This window comes from Rubripirellula amarantea, assembly GCF_007859865.1.
GTDB lineage: Bacteria > Planctomycetota > Planctomycetia > Pirellulales > Pirellulaceae > Rubripirellula > Rubripirellula amarantea.
On the sequence record NZ_SJPI01000001.1, the window covers coordinates 1 to 15,728 of the forward strand.

16 protein-coding genes are annotated in these 15,728 nt (G+C 53.8%); 8 read left to right on the top strand and 8 right to left on the bottom strand.

Annotated features, from left to right (window positions below; all coding sequences use genetic code 11):
* The coding region (locus Pla22_RS00005; RefSeq protein ID WP_146512761.1) for a sodium:solute symporter family protein at positions 1–1,198 on the top strand (1,198 nt) is incomplete at its 5' end.
* A 2-nt stretch (positions 1,199–1,200) separates the two neighbouring features.
* On the opposite strand, the gene Pla22_RS00010 is transcribed toward Pla22_RS00005, so the two are convergent.
* Complete coding sequence (locus tag Pla22_RS00010; RefSeq protein ID WP_315854116.1) at positions 1,201–1,749, bottom strand: low molecular weight protein-tyrosine-phosphatase; 549 nt, start codon at positions 1,747–1,749, stop codon at positions 1,201–1,203.
* 328 nt (positions 1,750–2,077) lie between these two features.
* On the opposite strand from Pla22_RS00010, the gene Pla22_RS00015 reads away from it, so the two are divergent.
* Positions 2,078–2,332, top strand: coding sequence for a response regulator (locus Pla22_RS00015; RefSeq protein ID WP_146512763.1), 255 nt, complete (start codon positions 2,078–2,080; stop codon positions 2,330–2,332).
* On the opposite strand, the gene Pla22_RS00020 is transcribed toward Pla22_RS00015, so the two are convergent.
* Together Pla22_RS00020 and Pla22_RS00025 are read right to left on the bottom strand one after the other, a co-directional pair.
* Positions 2,314–4,029: an arylsulfatase gene (locus tag Pla22_RS00020; protein ID WP_165440442.1), complete on the bottom strand. Its 1,716-nt coding sequence runs from the start codon at positions 4,027–4,029 to the stop codon at positions 2,314–2,316. The two genes, Pla22_RS00015 and Pla22_RS00020, sit on opposite strands and share 19 nt — an antisense overlap.
* Positions 4,030–4,394: 365 nt before the next feature.
* Complete coding sequence (locus Pla22_RS00025; protein WP_146512765.1) at positions 4,395–4,775, bottom strand: YciI family protein; 381 nt, start codon at positions 4,773–4,775, stop codon at positions 4,395–4,397.
* Between the two features lie 114 nt (positions 4,776–4,889).
* On the opposite strand from Pla22_RS00025, the gene Pla22_RS25120 reads away from it, so the two are divergent.
* Complete coding sequence (locus Pla22_RS25120) at positions 4,890–5,042, top strand: hypothetical protein (protein WP_165440443.1); 153 nt, start codon at positions 4,890–4,892, stop codon at positions 5,040–5,042.
* On the opposite strand, the gene Pla22_RS00030 is transcribed toward Pla22_RS25120, so the two are convergent.
* Positions 5,021–5,641 (bottom strand): hypothetical protein, encoded by a 621-nt coding sequence (locus tag Pla22_RS00030; RefSeq protein ID WP_146512766.1) that lies wholly within the window; start codon positions 5,639–5,641, stop codon positions 5,021–5,023. The genes Pla22_RS25120 and Pla22_RS00030 overlap by 22 nt on opposite strands.
* Positions 5,642–5,903: 262 nt before the next feature.
* On the bottom strand, positions 5,904–6,941 hold the full coding sequence (locus tag Pla22_RS00035) for an aldo/keto reductase (RefSeq protein WP_146512767.1): 1,038 nt from the start codon (positions 6,939–6,941) through the stop codon (positions 5,904–5,906).
* Positions 6,942–7,143: 202 nt separating this feature from the next.
* On the opposite strand from Pla22_RS00035, the gene Pla22_RS00040 reads away from it, so the two are divergent.
* Positions 7,144–8,010 carry an alpha/beta hydrolase gene (locus Pla22_RS00040; RefSeq protein ID WP_146512768.1) on the top strand — a complete coding sequence of 289 codons (867 nt, stop codon included), beginning with the start codon at positions 7,144–7,146 and terminating at the stop codon, positions 8,008–8,010.
* 47 nt (positions 8,011–8,057) lie between these two features.
* Positions 8,058–9,203 carry a 3-dehydroquinate synthase gene (locus Pla22_RS00045; RefSeq protein WP_146512769.1) on the top strand — a complete coding sequence of 382 codons (1,146 nt, stop codon included), beginning with the start codon at positions 8,058–8,060 and terminating at the stop codon, positions 9,201–9,203.
* Here the strand turns inward: Pla22_RS00045 and Pla22_RS00050 are convergent.
* On the bottom strand, positions 9,184–9,723 hold the full coding sequence (locus tag Pla22_RS00050; RefSeq protein WP_146512770.1) for a hypothetical protein: 540 nt from the start codon (positions 9,721–9,723) through the stop codon (positions 9,184–9,186). The genes Pla22_RS00045 and Pla22_RS00050 overlap by 20 nt on opposite strands.
* Before the next feature lie 136 nt (positions 9,724–9,859).
* Here Pla22_RS00050 and bioB point away from each other — a divergent pair, with 136 nt between their 5' ends.
* The gene (bioB, locus tag Pla22_RS00055; protein WP_146512771.1) at positions 9,860–10,891 is read left to right on the top strand and encodes a biotin synthase BioB; all 1,032 of its coding nucleotides are present in this window, start codon (positions 9,860–9,862) and stop codon (positions 10,889–10,891) included.
* On the opposite strand, the gene Pla22_RS00060 is transcribed toward bioB, so the two are convergent.
* Positions 10,888–11,811, bottom strand: a complete 924-nt coding sequence (locus Pla22_RS00060) for a phosphoribosylaminoimidazolesuccinocarboxamide synthase (protein WP_146512772.1) — start codon at positions 11,809–11,811, stop codon at positions 10,888–10,890. The genes bioB and Pla22_RS00060 overlap by 4 nt on opposite strands.
* A 149-nt stretch (positions 11,812–11,960) precedes the next feature.
* Between Pla22_RS00060 and Pla22_RS00065 the strand changes: the two genes are divergently transcribed.
* Both Pla22_RS00065 and Pla22_RS00070 read left to right on the top strand, forming a co-directional pair.
* On the top strand, positions 11,961–13,460 hold the full coding sequence (locus Pla22_RS00065; RefSeq protein WP_146512773.1) for an endo-1,4-beta-xylanase: 1,500 nt from the start codon (positions 11,961–11,963) through the stop codon (positions 13,458–13,460).
* Positions 13,461–13,500: 40 nt separating this feature from the next.
* Positions 13,501–14,436, top strand: a complete 936-nt coding sequence (locus tag Pla22_RS00070; RefSeq protein ID WP_146512774.1) for an SMP-30/gluconolactonase/LRE family protein — start codon at positions 13,501–13,503, stop codon at positions 14,434–14,436.
* A 105-nt stretch (positions 14,437–14,541) separates the two neighbouring features.
* Here the strand turns inward: Pla22_RS00070 and Pla22_RS00075 are convergent, their stop codons facing one another.
* On the bottom strand, positions 14,542–15,537 hold the full coding sequence (locus Pla22_RS00075) for a DUF6807 domain-containing protein (RefSeq protein ID WP_165440444.1): 996 nt from the start codon (positions 15,535–15,537) through the stop codon (positions 14,542–14,544).
* Positions 15,538–15,728 lie beyond the last annotated feature (191 nt).

Consider the following 15,728-nt stretch of genomic DNA (forward strand, 5'->3'; position numbering starts at 1 on the left):
CAAAGCGTTCTACCGATTAGATCTGCTGACCATTGGCGACTTCTACCGGAAGCGATTTGGCAAAACCACCGAGATCTTCACATCGATTGTGATCGCGATGTCCTACCTGGGCTGGGCTGCGGCTCAACTGACGGCCCTGGGGCTACTGATTTCTGTACTCGGACAAAATGCTGGCTGGACGGAACTTCGGATCAACCATGGAATCATGATCGGCGTCCTTATCGTGGCGTTTTACACGGTCATGGGCGGGATGTGGTCAGTGGCACTGACGGACATGATTCAGACCTTTGTGATTATTGTCGGACTCATCGTCGTCGCGTTCCTGATGGCTCGAGCAGCCGGGGGAGTGGGCGTGGTAGTCGAGTCGGCTCACCAGGCTGGACGCTTTGACCTATTTCCCGAAGGCGGCGGTCGCGAGGTGATGGTGTTTCTCGCTGGCTTCCTTACCGCGGCTTTGGGTTCTATCCCTCAGCAGGACGTCTTCCAGCGCGTGACCAGCGCGAAGGATGAGAAAACGGCACAGCGGGGCACCTTGCTAGGAGGATTGTTTTACTGTGCATTTGCCTTCGTGCCGATGTTCATCGCTTACGCTGCCATCGTGATTGATCCGGACCACTTGGTTCAATTCGCGAGCGAGGATACGCGGGAAGTCCAGCGAGCGTTGCCCGCAGCGATCATTGCGTCCACCCCGTTTTGGGCGCAAGCCTTGTTCCTGGGGGCCTTGTTGTCAGCGATTTTATCGACGGCGAGCGGGACATTGCTTGCCCCAGCAAGTTTGCTTGTCGAGAACGTCGTCCGCCCGCTCGCACCACGAATGACCGATCGGACGATGTTGATTTGTCTTCGCAGCGTGCTGTTGGTGTTCGCCGCCTTGGCGGCATACCAAGCGTTCACAAGCAACCAAACGATGTACGAGATGGTCGAGCACGCGTATAGCATCACGCTGGTTGGCGCCTTTGCTCCTTTGGCGGTCGGGCTAGCATGGCGGGGCGCGACGACTCAGGGAGCGCTTTTGTCGATCGCAACGGGAATCGTAGTCTGGCTAACCGTGCATCACTTTGCAGAAGACTTCATTGTCCCCGCTCAACTTTGCGGGTTAAGTGCAAGCCTTGTCGCGATCGTCCTCGGTTCGCTGCTGCCCGAATGGGTAGGTCAGACACCCGATACTACCGAGATGATGGACCTGGCGAGAAAGTAAGGTCACTGGTCTTCGTCAAACTCACCGGCGAATAGATCTTCACCAATCAGAGTTTCTAAGATGACCGGACAGCCTTCTTCGAGCATGTCCAGAACCTCGCCGAATCCGTCCTCTTCACCGTAGTACGGGTCGGGCACATCAGTGGGCCAGGTGTCGTCGAGGTAGTCGCTGAACATTCGGATGTGAGGCTTAATACCACCGGCCATTTCAACCAAAATGGCATGGTTTTCCGAATCCATCGCCAGAACCAAATCAAACCGTTCGCGCTGGAGGTCGGACGGTTCAACCTTTCTCGCGATGCTTTTTAGCTCGTAGCCTCGCGATTCACTCGCCGTTCTCATTCGAACATCGGCTCGCTCGCCGACGTGATAACCATGGGTTCCCGCCGAATCCACTTCGACATCGGCTCCGAATTCATCTGCGAAACGTTGCATGACAGCCTCACCTGCGGGGGATCGGCAAATATTTCCCATGCATACGAATAGGACTTTTTTTGTCATCGAATTGAGAGAAAAAGAGGAAACAAACGGCCAGCGAGCATGAATGGTCATCCATTCGTTCAGGACTGTGAACCCGTCGTGATTGCCGCTGTCTTTAGAAAGTAACCGTGCCAGTGACAACGAACAAAGTCATCTGCACAAACGACCACGTTTCTTTTCACTAAAATGGATGAAAATAACGGTCCTTCCAAGCAGCACCCAAACCACCCGCTAGAGCCGCTTTTTCACCCGAAACGGTCGCTATTTGTCCTTTACAAGGCTACTAAGGTGCACGAAACGACTTTGCTATCATGCGGAAACCCTTGCCAAACAGGGTTCCACCAGATAGTATTTCGCCTTCTCGGTTCTGAGAACTTATCTTTGCAAACGGAGTTTGTTCATGTCCATTCGATTCACACAGTCCTGTCCTACTTGTGGACGTCGCGTCCAGATTCGTGCATCACTGGTCGGTTACAACGTCGTCTGCCAACACTGCAGTGCTGAATTCGTAGCTAATAGCGATGGCGAATCGGGAAGCTCAGCACCCAAAAGCCCCGAGAACGTTCTAAACGTCGAACCGATTTTGGCGGATCCCTTGATGGCACGAGTGGAAGCCGCACTCAAACGAGCGGCGGATCAGTCCTCGCCCGTATAGGCATCGACACACTGGCGGATCTTTTCCGTTTCAGCGATCCACATCGCGGACAATTCAGCGACCCGTTCTTGGTGAGTGTGTGACAGATCCACGCACTCGGAACGGTCTTCGGCCAAATTGAATAGTTCCCACGGTTGATCCTTGGCCGCGACTAATTTCCAGTCACCCGCAATGATCGCCCGATTGCCCTCGTGCAGCCACCATAGGTGGTCGCGAGCAACCGATGTGTTGGCGACGATTGTTGGAAGCAGTGACTTTCCAGGCCGGTCATACCCACCGGGAAGTCCAATAACCTCAAACGGAGTCTCTTCGGTCCGCGACGTCGCGGTGACCGCGTCAGCGATTGTCGGCCACAGATCGACAACGTGTCCCGGTTGATTCCTGAGGGCACCCGCATCGGTAATCTTCTTCGGCCAACGCACCACCAAAGGAGTGGAAGTTCCGCCTTCGTGCACCCACGTTTTGTGCCGACGAAAGGGAGTATTGCATGCGTTGGAAAAGCCCGGCCCCAAACAAAGATAGGTTTCTCCAGTGCCCATCATAGCTTCTTGATCATGGCCATCGCCGCGAACCATGATTTCGGCCGATGCACCATTGTCCGACAAGAATATCACCAGCGTGTTGTCGGTTTGCCCCATCGCATCGACTTGATCAAGCAAACGTCCAATCTCTTGGTCCATTCGATCCACCATCGCTGCGTGAATCTCCATCTTGTTCGCTTGAAACTCTTTTTGCGCCGATGTCAACGATTCCCAGTCGACTGGACGATTCACTTCGCCGCTTCCAAGTTTTTCAAAGGCGTCAGCAAAGTAATAAGGCGGTCCGACATCAGGTTCCACCGGAGACAGTTTCGCGGGCAGGTGCAATAGATCCTGCATCCTTTCAAACCGCCGTTGACGCATCGCCTGCCAACCATCGTCATACCGTCCATCGTACTTCGCAATGTCTTCAGCAGGTGCCTGCAACGGGAAGTGTGGCACGTTAAACGTCACGAACGAGAAGAACGGTTGCGACGAATGCTCGGCGGCATGGTCCTGTAGACACTCGATCGCATGGTCGGCGATTGCCGTGGACGAATAGTACGATTCATCATCCGTCACGGGTTTCAACGTTTTGTCATCAAGGAAGTGCTTGGTGGGTCCAAACAGACGATCGTGATCACGCAGCCAATACGATCGATCAAATCCATTTTCAGTTGGCTTACCGTCAATGTGCCATTTCCCACTGTGGTAACTGCGATAGCCAACCTCGCGTAGCGGCACCGAAATCAACGGAGCCCAATCAGGCCGAAGATTGTGCGCACCTCTTCGTTTCCCTTCGATCAATGTGTCCTTGCCGATCGCTTGCGCGTAGTGACCGGTCATCATGGCGGAACGCGTCGGCCAACATCGGGCAGTGTTATAGAACTGAGTGAATCGCAAACCGTCTTCCGCCAAGCGATCCAGGTTCGGCGTCTCGATTTCACCGCCATAGCACCCCAAGTCGGAGAACCCTAAATCGTCAGCCAGAATGATGACGATGTTGGGTTGCTCGTTAGCAACCACTTCAGCACGATTCACAAGAGTTAGCGAAGCCAATCCCATCGCAATGATCAGGTATGCAAACGGTGTCGTCGATTTCGTCGTTACCCATGGCGACGGTACTAGAGCGTCACTCCATCGGAAAGCAAAAGCCGTTTTGATGCGAGTCGGTAACACAACAGATCCAGTAGCTAGAGAGGCGGGGACAGGCACGGGGGACATGGATCTGCGTCGCGGACATTTACTCGACGGTAACATCCCGCAGTGATCCGACAGCAATCCGACTTTGGCTTTCGACGATGACACGCGAAAACGATTTGCGTGAATACCAATTTCGGGACTCGCGAGCATCCCGACCTAGGTTAGCCGAACGTTGTCCGACTCGCGCAATCTTGATTGGCGATGGACAATTCTAGTTCAGCCCAATCCGTGTCGCTACACCGCTGAAACGTCGGAGCATTAGACTCTGACGTTTCTGAGCCATTGCTCCGAGCAAACGGATCATCGCGTAAACGCTCTGTCGCAATACGATTGGTGGAAAATCAAAGCCCTAGACGCTCTTTGATCAGCGCGTTGACAACTTCGTCTGCCGGTCGAATTTCAAATGGACCGATGCGGACTCCAGGATGCTTGGACATCAAATCAACGGCATGCTGTAGATTGTCGGCCTCCAAAATCAAAATGCCGCCCAACTGCTCTTTGGTCTCTGCGAACGGGCCATCGGTAGCATGAACTTGGCCATCCTTGTACCTCAACGTTATTGCATCGCTGGCTGCCTTTAACGCTTCACCGCCTACATAGTGTCCGCCAGCACGAAGTTGGTCGTCGTACTTGAGACACTGTTCCATTAACGCGTTCATCTCTGCTTCACTTTTTGATGCAAAGGTCGACATGTCAGCGTACCCGAGACAAATAAACTTCATCTTGGTGATCCCATTTTGCTAAGGAAAGAAGAACATCAAACTACGCAAAGCAGTCGTTTGGGATCGCTGCGAATCGACATCAGTCTTCTCAAAACGCCAACGAAAGCAGATTCGGTGGCAGCTACCAGCCTCTATCAACGGGAAACGGCGAATCCGCCCGGAATAGGCGTTCGACGGCAGGCCATGCAGTTGATGGGCACTCAGTTGTTGGCTACTGCGTTGCTGGTTACTGAGCTACTGGCTGTTCAGTCGTGGTATGGGGGATAGTATCCGTCGTAGTACGGTGCGACGGGATACGGGGTGCCTGGGCCAGCAGGATAGGGATTCAATGGACTCGATTGATTTGGCAACGGGAACTGCGACGCAGAACCATTTGCAGGATTTCGTGGCGCACCGGGGTGCCCATGTGATGCTCCGGGATGATGCCCCGAACCGCCACTAGGGCTCGGCGCCCCATAACCTGGCGTCCCATATCCTGGCCCGCCATAGCCTGGTGATCCGTAGACCCCGCCCAACCCGAGGTTCAAACCGGCAAACGGTGCTCCCCAATTAGGATAAGGTGTGCTGTAGGGTCGGTAAGGAAAACGCCATTCGCCGTAAGGACGAACAGGATCGCCCCACTTTTCGACGCGGTGGTAGTTGTCTGCCGACTGACCGTAAGCCAGCGTGCTCCGCGTGTGGGTGTAGCCACTGGTCCTGAAGTTGGAAACGATCGGCGCCGAAGGCGCTTGGATCGGTGCGTACTGTGACACTCGAGTTCCCGTCGCGGGATCGTGAGAGTAGGTGCTTGGCATTGTGAGCCAATCGGTAGCATTGGCTCCGCTACTAAGACACATCAGAACGGCAACGAGCAGGGCGTTTCTCATGAACGCCAAAATAGTTTGCGTTCGACGGCCAAGCGACGAAGCGTTGACCTTTTTTACCTCAACGTCAAAGTTGAGCCGGACTAACCACTACAACCCGTACGAACCGCGTCCGACGCTCGCCAAGATTCCCTCACACCGGGCCCTCACACCGGGCCCTCACACCGGGCCCTCACACCGGGCCTGATCACCGGGCCTGATCACCGAAGCGAATAACTCGCTGGCAAGACAAGACTGGCTTAACGGACATCACAGGCGATTCACCTTACAAGCGACGAAGCCCATCTTCCGTCATCGGATTAGGAATTTCAAAATCAATCTCGTCAATACGAGCCAAAGTTTCGTCATCGAGAATCAAATCTTTTGCAGCAAGCGATTCGTCGAGTTGATCCACAGTGGTGGCACCAATGATGGTGGATGCTACAAAATCGTGTTGGCGACTCCAGGCAACCGCTAGTGCCGTGACCGTGGTTCCGATTGATTGGGCGATTTCCCCCAGTCGGCGTGCCGTTTCGATCGTTCGTTCGTTCACAAACCGTCGAGCCATCTTCAATTGACGTTCACCACCATTTTGCAGGTACTCGGTGAAGCGTCCGCCCTCGGGCGGTCCGTCGTTGTACTTGCCTGTTAGGACACCCCCACCGAGCGGAGAGTAGGGCAGCAAGCTGACGCCTTCTCGCCGGCACACCTGAGCCAATTCACTCTCGCAACGTCGGTTAATTAGCGAAAAGTTGTTCTGGACGGTCTGGTAACGATCGACCTCGTGAAGGTCCGCCGCCCATAGGCTCTTCATCAGCCCCCAGCACGTTTCGTTGCTGCAGCCAATCGTTCGCACCAAGCCTTCTTCACGCAGTTCGGTCAAGATCCCAAGCACTTCTTCGTAGGGCAGACCGTGATCGGGCCAATGGATTTGATAAAGGTCGATGTAATCGGTACCCAAGCGATCAAGCGATGCTTCGCAGGCCTGAAAGACTTGCCTTCGATCGATCGCTGTCTTTCCGTGTCTTACCGGTGGGGTGAACCACCCGTGACCGGGACCGGTAACTTTGGTGGCGACAATCACCGATTCGCGAGGCTTGGTTTTGAGCCAACGACCGAATATCTCTTCCGTTAAGCCAACCGTTTCGGCTTGGGGCGGTACCGGATAAATCTCGGCGGCGTCAAAGAAGTCGATCCCCGCGTCATAAGCTCGATCACAAATTGCATGAGAGAGTCGTTCATCGCATTGCGAGCCAAACGTCATGGTCCCCATGCAAATGTCTGAAACCGAGATTCCGCTGCCACCAAGTCTGCGTTGTTCCACCAATGACTCCCAACTTTGAACGAATTTATTTCTAGTCGAATGGCCTTCAAACAGTCCACGATGTCCTGAATTATTGCCGTCGGCTGTTAGAATAGCGTTTCTCCCGCCTTTTTCCCCACCCCTCGATTCGAAAGAGTCTCGTATGCTTCGGCTCATTTTCCTGTTCATCGTTACAGGTGCTATTTCGGTAGGCACCTTTTGCATGGAAACCTCTCTTGTGGGCACTTCAACGTCCGCAATCGCGGAAGAGTACCACCACGGTCCAGATTCCAAGCCCAACCCCAACGTTCCGCACGGGAAAGTCACTCAGCACGAATGGCTCAAGAGCAAAGTCTATGAAGGCGCGCTACGACGCTATTCGGTTTACGTGCCGGCTCAATATGACGGATCGAAGCCAGCCGCACTGATGGTGTTCCAGGATGGACATGCATTTGAAGGTACAACCGGCGACTTTCGATTGCCTGTCGTGTTCGACAACTTGATTGCCAAAGGTGACATGCCGGTAACGATCGCTGTGATGATCGACCCCGGCCACCGCGGGAAGTTGCCACCCAAGCGAGGTTGGAATCCATCACCGGCGAACCGAGCGGTTGAGTATGACTCGGTCAACGGTGACTACGCCGAATTTCTGCTCACCGAAATCCTTCCTGAGGTTGAAAAGAACTACCGGATTACTTCGAACCCTGAATTACGAGCCATTTGTGGGAATAGCAGTGGCGGCATTTGCGCGTTTGGAGTCGCATGGCACCGCCCCGATTCTTTCCGTAAGGTGCTTTCGCACATCGGCAGCTTCGTCAACATCCGAGGCGGTCACAATTACCAGGCAATGATCCGCAAGACGGATGCGAAACCAATTCGCGTGTTCCTTCAAGACGGGCGAAATGATTTGGACAACGTGCACGGCAATTGGCCGTTGGCAAACCAGCAGATGGCCAAATCGCTTGCGTTCAAAGGTTATGATTACAAGTTTGTCTTTGGTGATGGTGCTCATGATGGGAAACATGGTGGAGCAATCTTTCCCGACTCACTGCGTTGGTTGTGGCGAGATTGGAAAGACCAACAGTTGTAGGCCGCCCATTTTTCCTTCACGCACTTTCGTCAACCGTTTGTTTTTCCATGCCGAGTTTTGATCATTCCATCGATCAGGAATTTGCCGTTCCTTTTGTTCATCGCCTTCGCGTCACTGACGAAGTTGCGGGTGACGACTTCAATACGCTCGCCGAACTATTGATTGCGGGCGAGTCGAGTAAAGCTCGCGTCTTATTGGTAGGCGAAACGTCACTTGCCCAGAAGGTGGGTCAGCTTGGGGACCGCTTGAAAACCGATGCAAGAATCGACTTGGTCAGCGATCCTTATTTAGTAGAAGGTGGCGAAGGGCTTAAGAACGGCGAGAACACGCTTCGACGATTACTGGACCTTGTCAACAACAACGGACTCGACCGTCGCAGCTACATCGTGGCGGTCGGTGGTGGAGCGATGCTTGACGCGGTGGGATTCGCCGCTGCAATCGCGCACCGCGGTATTCGGTTGATTCGACTTCCCTCGACTGTCTTGGCCCAGGCTGATTCAGGTGTCGGCGTTAAGAATGCGATCAACTACTTTGACAAGAAGAACTGGATCGGCAGCTTTGCCGTTCCCTGGGCGGTGATCAATGACACCAGCCTGCTGCAATCGCTGCCTGACCGGGACTACTTCAGCGGCTTCAGCGAAGCAGTGAAGGTTTCGCTGTTAAAGGATCGTGACGGGTTCGAATGGCTTTGCAAGAACGCCGATGCTATCCGACGTCGAGATCCAGAAGTTGGCAAACGAGCGATCCTTGATTCTTGCTTGTTGCATCTCAAGCACATCACCGAGGGTGGCGATCCTTTCGAAATGCTTGAGGCTAGACCGCTTGATTTTGGTCATTGGTCGGCACACCGGCTCGAACCGTTGACCCAATACAAAATTCGCCACGGCGAGGCCGTCGCAATTGGGGTCGCAATTGATTGCCTGTATTCGTCAATGAAGTTCGATTTTCCGGAATCCGATGCGTTGACCGTATGCGATGCTTTGATGTCGATGGGAATGAACCTCTGGCACGAGTCGATTTACCCCATCGATCGACTCATGCAAGGTTTGGAAGAGTTCCGCCAACACCTTGGTGGGCGTCTTACCATCACCATGCTGAAGCAAGTCGGCGAACCAATCAACGTTCACGAAATTGACACCGTCGTGATGACGCGAGCGATCGAAAAGTTAGCGACTATTGCGAAACCTTCTTAATCGAACATGCCGTCGAACAGGTCGCGCATCCTCCGCCACAGCCACCGCCCGCTGCGGTGCCGCAACCTGGCCCGCACCCTTCGGAAAGCAATTTGGCGAAGTGTCGCGATTGCACCACACCTTCGTATTCAGTAGCGACCGATCGAGTGATCGCTTCGGCATTTTCATCGCTATCGCCCAGGAAGTGCATCACCAACGTGCCGCCATCGAACAATTGGTCGATGTCCAGCAGCACGGCCGGTGACCCGGCGGCGACCAGGGCATCGCGACAAGCTTCAACCGCTCGGCGTTTGTGCCGTTCGAGTCGGCGAATGAGCAGCTCGTCTTCCTCAGTTGTGGGCCGGAGTACCTGGACCGTCGGCTTACCAAAACGATCATTGCGGCACGGTCCGACCACTTCACCAAGCTCGACACCGCGCCCCGAGCGAGCGATGACGCGTCGACCGCGGGGCAAGGCCACGGGGGCTGAAGCGACGTGAATTTCCCCCAGTGAGCCGATTCGTAGAAAAAGAGAATTCATCAGGGAGCGGGAAAACCCAAAGAGAACGTCATAGAGATTTACCCCATGTTGGCTGATCGACTAACCTTTTGCAAACTATGCTGTCCCGGATCGCCGGCGAATTCCCAATTCCACCTCGTCCCAAGCTACTCAGCCCATGACGGTTTCCACCGCAACCAACCATACTTCCGATCCAGTTTCTCTAGGGCGAGACCGCTATCAAGCCATGGCTGATCGCGTTCTCGGTGGAGAAAGCATTTCGCGTGACGAAGCTCTGTCGATCTTGAAAACTCCCGATGACGAAGTGCTTGATCTTTTATCAGCGGGTTTTCGCATTCGACAAAAGCACTTTGGCAAGACCGTGCAACTGTATTTCTTGATGAATGCGAAGAGCGGTTTGTGTCCCGAGGATTGCCACTATTGCAGTCAATCAAAAATTTCGACCGCACCAGTCCCTAAGTACAACATTCTTAAGCGAGACGACTTGATGGAAGCGGCTCGGTTGGCCGCAGAGCGTGGAGCAAAAACTTACTGTTTGGTCATCTCGGCACGCGGTCCTAACGAACGTGAATTAAGTGCAGTTGAGCAGATCGTTCCTGAGATCAAAGAAAAGTACAACCTCGATATCTGCGCTTGCTTGGGATTGTTGTCGCGAGAACAAGCCGATCGGCTAAAAGCTTGCGGTGTCGATCGCGTCAATCACAACTTGAACACTAGCGAAGATCATTACGCTGACATCTGCACGACTCACACTTATGCCGACCGCGTTGATACGCTGCGAAATGTTCGCGACGCTGGCATGGAGATGTGCAGCGGGGGGATCATCGGCATGGGCGAAACGCATGACGACGTGGTTTCAATGGCGTTTGACTTGCGAGACTTGGGCGTTCAGTCGATACCGTTGAATTTCTTAAACGCCATCGAAGGCACGCCGCTGCAAGGCAACTCTGACTTGTCACCACAAGACTGCCTCAGGGCACTCGCGATGTTCCGGTTCGTTGCACCCGATCGCGAGCTGCGAATCTCGGGTGGACGAGAATTGCACCTACGGTCACTCCAACCACTCGGTTTGTATGTTGCCAATAGCTTGTTCGTGGGCGACTACCTAACGACCAAGGGACAAGCTCCCGAGGCGGACTACGACATGATTCGCGACCTTGGCTTTGAAGTCACCAAATCGACTTGCTAGAACACATCGCCACTGATCCGCTCGTAAGCCTCGCGGTACTTATCGCGAGTCTTGTTGATGATTTCAGCAGGGAGCTCTGGCGGGTCGCTTTGCTTGTCCCATCCGCAAGTTGACAACCACTCGCGGACAAATTGCTTATCAAACGAAGGTTGAGCCTTACCGGGCTGATAAACATCAGCAGCCCAAAATCGTGAACTGTCAGGTGTGAGCACTTCGTCGATCAGGGTCACATCATCGCCCACCATACCGAACTCGAATTTAGTATCGGCGATCAGGATTCCCTTCGACTGGGCATGCTCGCAAGCAGCATTGTAAATTTGCAGACTACGTTCGCGCAAATCGAGGGCTCGTTCGCTACCGAGGTCGGCAATCATTCGCCCAATCGTGACGTTTTCATCATGCCCCTCTTCGGCTTTCGTGGCCGGTGTAAAAATGGGCTGAGGAAGTCGATCACATTGCGAGAGTCCAGGCGGCAATTTATTACCGCAGATTTCGCCGGAAGCCTGATATTCACGAAGGCCGCTGCCTTCAAGGTAACCACGAACAACGCACTCGAAGGGAACTACCTGCGCCTTTTTCGTGACCATAACCCGGCCCTCTAGCGGGGAAAGTTCTAATTCCGGCGCGGCTGCGTGCAATTGTTTTGTGGGCACGTCGGTCGAAATGAGGTGGTGGCGGACGTCAAGCAAGTGGAACCAAAACTTGCTCATCGAAGTCAACAACCGCCCTTTGTCGGGAATCCCCGATGGCAAAATAAAATCAAATGCACTGATTCGATCAGTACTAACGATCAACAACTCGTCGCCTAGGTCATAAACGTCTCGTACTTTGCCACTTCGCCGGGGCAGCGGTAGGTCGGTGCTAAGGAGTGCTCCCGAGGAATCAAACTGATACGATTTATGATTGGTGTTATTGGTCATGTCACGAGTTTGGCAAAACGGCCGGGGATCGGCAAGCGCCGGTCGATTCGGGCCCCTACGGATGATCGGCACGCCTCGCACGCGATGGGGCGAGCGACTATTGTATAGCTTGAATTTGTCACTTCGCTATTTGGTTTCCGGCCCCGCAAATGGGACAACTGCTTTTCGATGTCCCCGACGCCGCACGCGACTTCATTGCGGGGTCGTTGTGGAAAGACGCCTATGTGTGTGGAATCGAAGGTGTCCCCTTTCAATCGCAGAACCGCTTTGATGGCTCGCGGCTAACAATTCACCGAGAGATATCCAACTCGGGAAAGCTGCACCTGACTTGCCGAATTCCCAACGTCGGTTACCGCTCGCTAAGCACCTGTTCGCTGCGTTGCCTCGATGAAGAAGCCCATCTGCTACCGCTCGAGTTGGCTCGCGGTAGTTGCTATCGAGCTCGAGTTCAATCTGACATCTGGAAACGCTCGGGATTGGTCCTGAGCGAAAAGTTCTTGGATTTGCTCGATCGAGGGACACGCGAGTTCTTGATCGCGACGAGTTGCCGAGCGGATTTGACGAAAAGCAGTGAAGCTTCCATTCGCGCCATCGAACTGCTCGAACTCGCCAACACGGAACTAGGTGAATCGTACAGCATGCAATCCATCGCGTTTCGCAAACAGCGCGAAACGCAATTGGGAACTCTGATCGCCGCGACCGTTGTTCCTCCGTCACCGGTTGGATCCAACACCGCGGACAAGTTTGTATCCGCTTTCAACGCGGCGGCAGTTCGCATGAATTGGGCAGACATCGAGACCGATTCGGGAGCGTTTGATTTTGACCAAGCCGACCAAACGATTTCGTTTTGCGCCGCCAATGGCCAGCGGATCATTGGTGGACCGCTGATTGATTTCCGCACTCGCTTAATGCCGCATTGGCTTTACCTTTTCGAAGATGACTTTGAATCGTTCTTAAAGGCTGCGATTCACTATGTGGAAACCACGGTCGCGAAGTTTCGCGGTCGCGTTCAACTTTGGAACTGCGCGACCGGGCTCAATACTCCCGGCCCGATCGCCATGGACGATGAACAGACGATGCGGTTGGCAGTGGGAATCTTGCAAGCGGTTCGTCGCACTGATCCGAACACACCCGTTGTTATGTCCTTTGACCAACCCTTTGGCGAATACCTTGGCAAAGATCGTGATGGCCTCTCACCGCTTCACTTCGCCGATGCACTGGTTCGAAGTGGTTTGGGAATGGCGGGAATTGGCCTGGAGTGTCGTTTCTTTTACCAAGAACACGCGACGCAGCCGCGATCGACCGTGGACTTTGGCCAAATGATTGACCGCTGGGCAACTCTTGGAATGCCCATGTTGGTTCAACTATCAGCCCCAGGCGGCAAGGGGCCCGACCCACTCGCGCAGGCGCCGACCGACGTTTTGGAATACGCCGCATCGAATAACGACCCAGCTGCGGACCAATTGCGTATCGCCGGGCCGTTGATTCGCACCTTGCTCGCTAAACACATCGTTCATGGAATCGTTTGGGACGGTTGGTGCGACCAAGTCCCTCACGTCATGACTCATGGTGGCTTGGTCGATGATATGGGCCAACCGCGACCGCTGCTTGAATACCTAACTCGTGTTCGCAGCGAATTTCTGGCGTAACGCATGACTACCGTTGCAACATTTTTGCGAGAAGAAAACGATGACTAACAAATTGAAATGTTTGGGATTCCTCCTGTCGCTAGCGTTTTTTTTCATGCACGGTCGCGTCGAAGCGCAGACGGCCACCTTGCCGGAGACGATTGCGCCGGTCGGTGAGATCGAAGTGGTGGGAGAAGGCTACTCATTCACGGAAGGTCCCGCCTGGGACCCGAAACGCAATTGGTTGCTATTCACGGACATCCCGAACACCGCCATTCACGTAGTCGACAAGGAAGGTAGCGTCGAACCTTTCACGAAAGAATCCGGCCACGCCAACGGACTTTTAGTCGCATCCGATGGCCGGTTATTGGCTTGCGAAATGGATGGTCGTTTGGTGGCCTACAATCTGACTACCGGAAAACGCGACGTGCTAGCCGACACTTTCGAAGGCAAACCTTTCAACGCGCCCAATGATTTGATCATCGATAAGCAGGGTGGAATTTATTTCACCGACCCATTGTTTCGTGCCGCCACACCGCTGCCGCAAACCGTGCAAGCGGTGTACTACCGGGCGAAAGACGCAACCGTGACTCGCGTGAGCGGCGACATTGCCGCGCCCAACGGGATCGCACTTTCTCCCGATGGAACCAAGCTCTACGTCGCACCTAGCCACCAAGCCGAGATGCTCGTGTTCGCGGTAGAAGGTCCTGGCAAGCTTTCTGCTGCCAAAACGTTTTGTCGTTTGACTCAGCCCGAAGGCGAGGACAATACCGGAGGCGACGGCATGACAGTAGACGTCAAAGGAAACTTGTACTTCACAACTCACTTGGGGGTCGAAATCTTTTCACCCTCGGGAGACTCGATCGGTTTGGTCAGGTTTCCACAACAACCCGCCAACGTGACCTTCGCTGGCAAGGATCGAAAAACGATGGTTGCAACCGCTCGCACTGCCGTTTACCAAGTTGAAATGCCGATCGCGGGATTGGCACCCAACTAAGAAGTTCACGATCGAGTGGACCATGCTACATTTCGCTTGCGGTGCTTACGCATGCATAACGCATGAGCTTCGCAATGAACGCTGCACCATATAAAGACCAGCCAACTACGGCGTTGATAATTCCGGACGCGGTTGGCTCGCGAAGTCTTCATTGTCTTTCTTGGCAACGTCCGCTTTTAAGCCTCCCTCGTGCAATACGACGCGGTAGTTGAGACGAATCGAATTTCCTTTCGGCAAATTGATCCCTCGCGTTTTTTCTCCCCCTTCGAAGTCGTAGTATCCGAACGGATTTGCAGCGAACAATCCGTAGGTTCGCACGTGCCAGCGAGTCGGGTAACCAAAACTGCTGGGATGATCATGGATCGTGATTCCCACCGTCTTACCGTCGATGGGGCCAGAGTAATCAACCCAAGGCGATTTCTTGCCCCACGCGTCGAGGTTAGTTTCATCAGCCGCGTTGATAATGATACCGCCTTGGTCGGCTTCAACCTTCATGGAGCCAGCAACACGAATCCCAAAGCTTCCTTCTTTCGTATCACCAAAGTTGACACTGGCATCGGGAGCGTGCAACAAGAAATCACAATCGATAAGTCGACGTCCACCTTCGTCATAGAACGCAAAGCGGCGTGTGTCAGACATCACTCGTTCACCATCGGGACTTAACCAGTCGTTTTGGGTCAAGATGACCGCAGCGTCCCCATCGACGGAAGCTTCACCAGCGGTTTGAACAATGGTGCCGCAGCCTTCTTCGTTCGACCAGAAGTCGATGCCATTGACTTCACCATGCGTCATCCACATCGACTTGTGATGGACATGATCCGCTTTTTCAAACTGGCCTTTTTCGGTGAAGGGATAGTCACGAGTCATACGTTGACCGCCGGGGCCGACGACGGGATAGATCACAGGCCGACCGTCCTGAGATGCGATGTAGCCGGCGATCATTTCGTCGCCTCGGAAGACCTTCCATCCCTCTGGTTCGGTCGTAGCCTCGATCCTTATTTTGCTTGACGTCGCAACAGCATCTTGGGATTGAATCTCCTGGCACCAAGAAAGCAACATGCAAACCGTTAACATTGCGAAGTAGCGGAACGTAAGTTTCATAAAAGGTCTAACTTTTCTTTGCGTCATGATGTTTTTTGATCCGAGACAAAACGTCGTCGTGACAATGGCTGCTGTCCTTGCGCACTCGACTGTTTAACGATTGTCACAACAAGATGTAACCGCCTTATCGTAGTCAAAATTAGGATCGATCCGTCTATATTCCTCGGATCGAGAAACGTCTTCACTGAATA

Excerpts from the sequence above, each read along its gene's own strand:
- Pla22_RS00070 (WP_146512774.1), top strand. The coding sequence starts at position 13,501 with ATGACTAACAAATTGAAATGTTTGGGATTCCTCCTGTCGCTAGCGTTT.
- Pla22_RS00045 (WP_146512769.1), top strand. The coding sequence starts at position 8,058 with ATGCCGAGTTTTGATCATTCCATCGATCAGGAATTTGCCGTTCCTTTT.
- Pla22_RS00010 (WP_315854116.1), bottom strand. The coding sequence starts at position 1,749 with ATGACCATTCATGCTCGCTGGCCGTTTGTTTCCTCTTTTTCTCTCAAT.
- Pla22_RS00030 (WP_146512766.1), bottom strand. The coding sequence starts at position 5,641 with ATGAGAAACGCCCTGCTCGTTGCCGTTCTGATGTGTCTTAGTAGCGGA.
- bioB (WP_146512771.1), top strand. The coding sequence starts at position 9,860 with ATGACGGTTTCCACCGCAACCAACCATACTTCCGATCCAGTTTCTCTA.
- Pla22_RS00060 (WP_146512772.1), bottom strand. The coding sequence starts at position 11,811 with ATGACCAATAACACCAATCATAAATCGTATCAGTTTGATTCCTCGGGA.
- Pla22_RS00050 (WP_146512770.1), bottom strand. The coding sequence starts at position 9,723 with ATGAATTCTCTTTTTCTACGAATCGGCTCACTGGGGGAAATTCACGTC.
- Pla22_RS00075 (WP_165440444.1), bottom strand. The coding sequence starts at position 15,537 with ATGAAACTTACGTTCCGCTACTTCGCAATGTTAACGGTTTGCATGTTG.
- Pla22_RS00025 (WP_146512765.1), bottom strand. The coding sequence starts at position 4,775 with ATGAAGTTTATTTGTCTCGGGTACGCTGACATGTCGACCTTTGCATCA.
- Pla22_RS00040 (WP_146512768.1), top strand. The coding sequence starts at position 7,144 with ATGGAAACCTCTCTTGTGGGCACTTCAACGTCCGCAATCGCGGAAGAG.
- Pla22_RS00065 (WP_146512773.1), top strand. The coding sequence starts at position 11,961 with ATGGGACAACTGCTTTTCGATGTCCCCGACGCCGCACGCGACTTCATT.
- Pla22_RS00015 (WP_146512763.1), top strand. The coding sequence starts at position 2,078 with ATGTCCATTCGATTCACACAGTCCTGTCCTACTTGTGGACGTCGCGTC.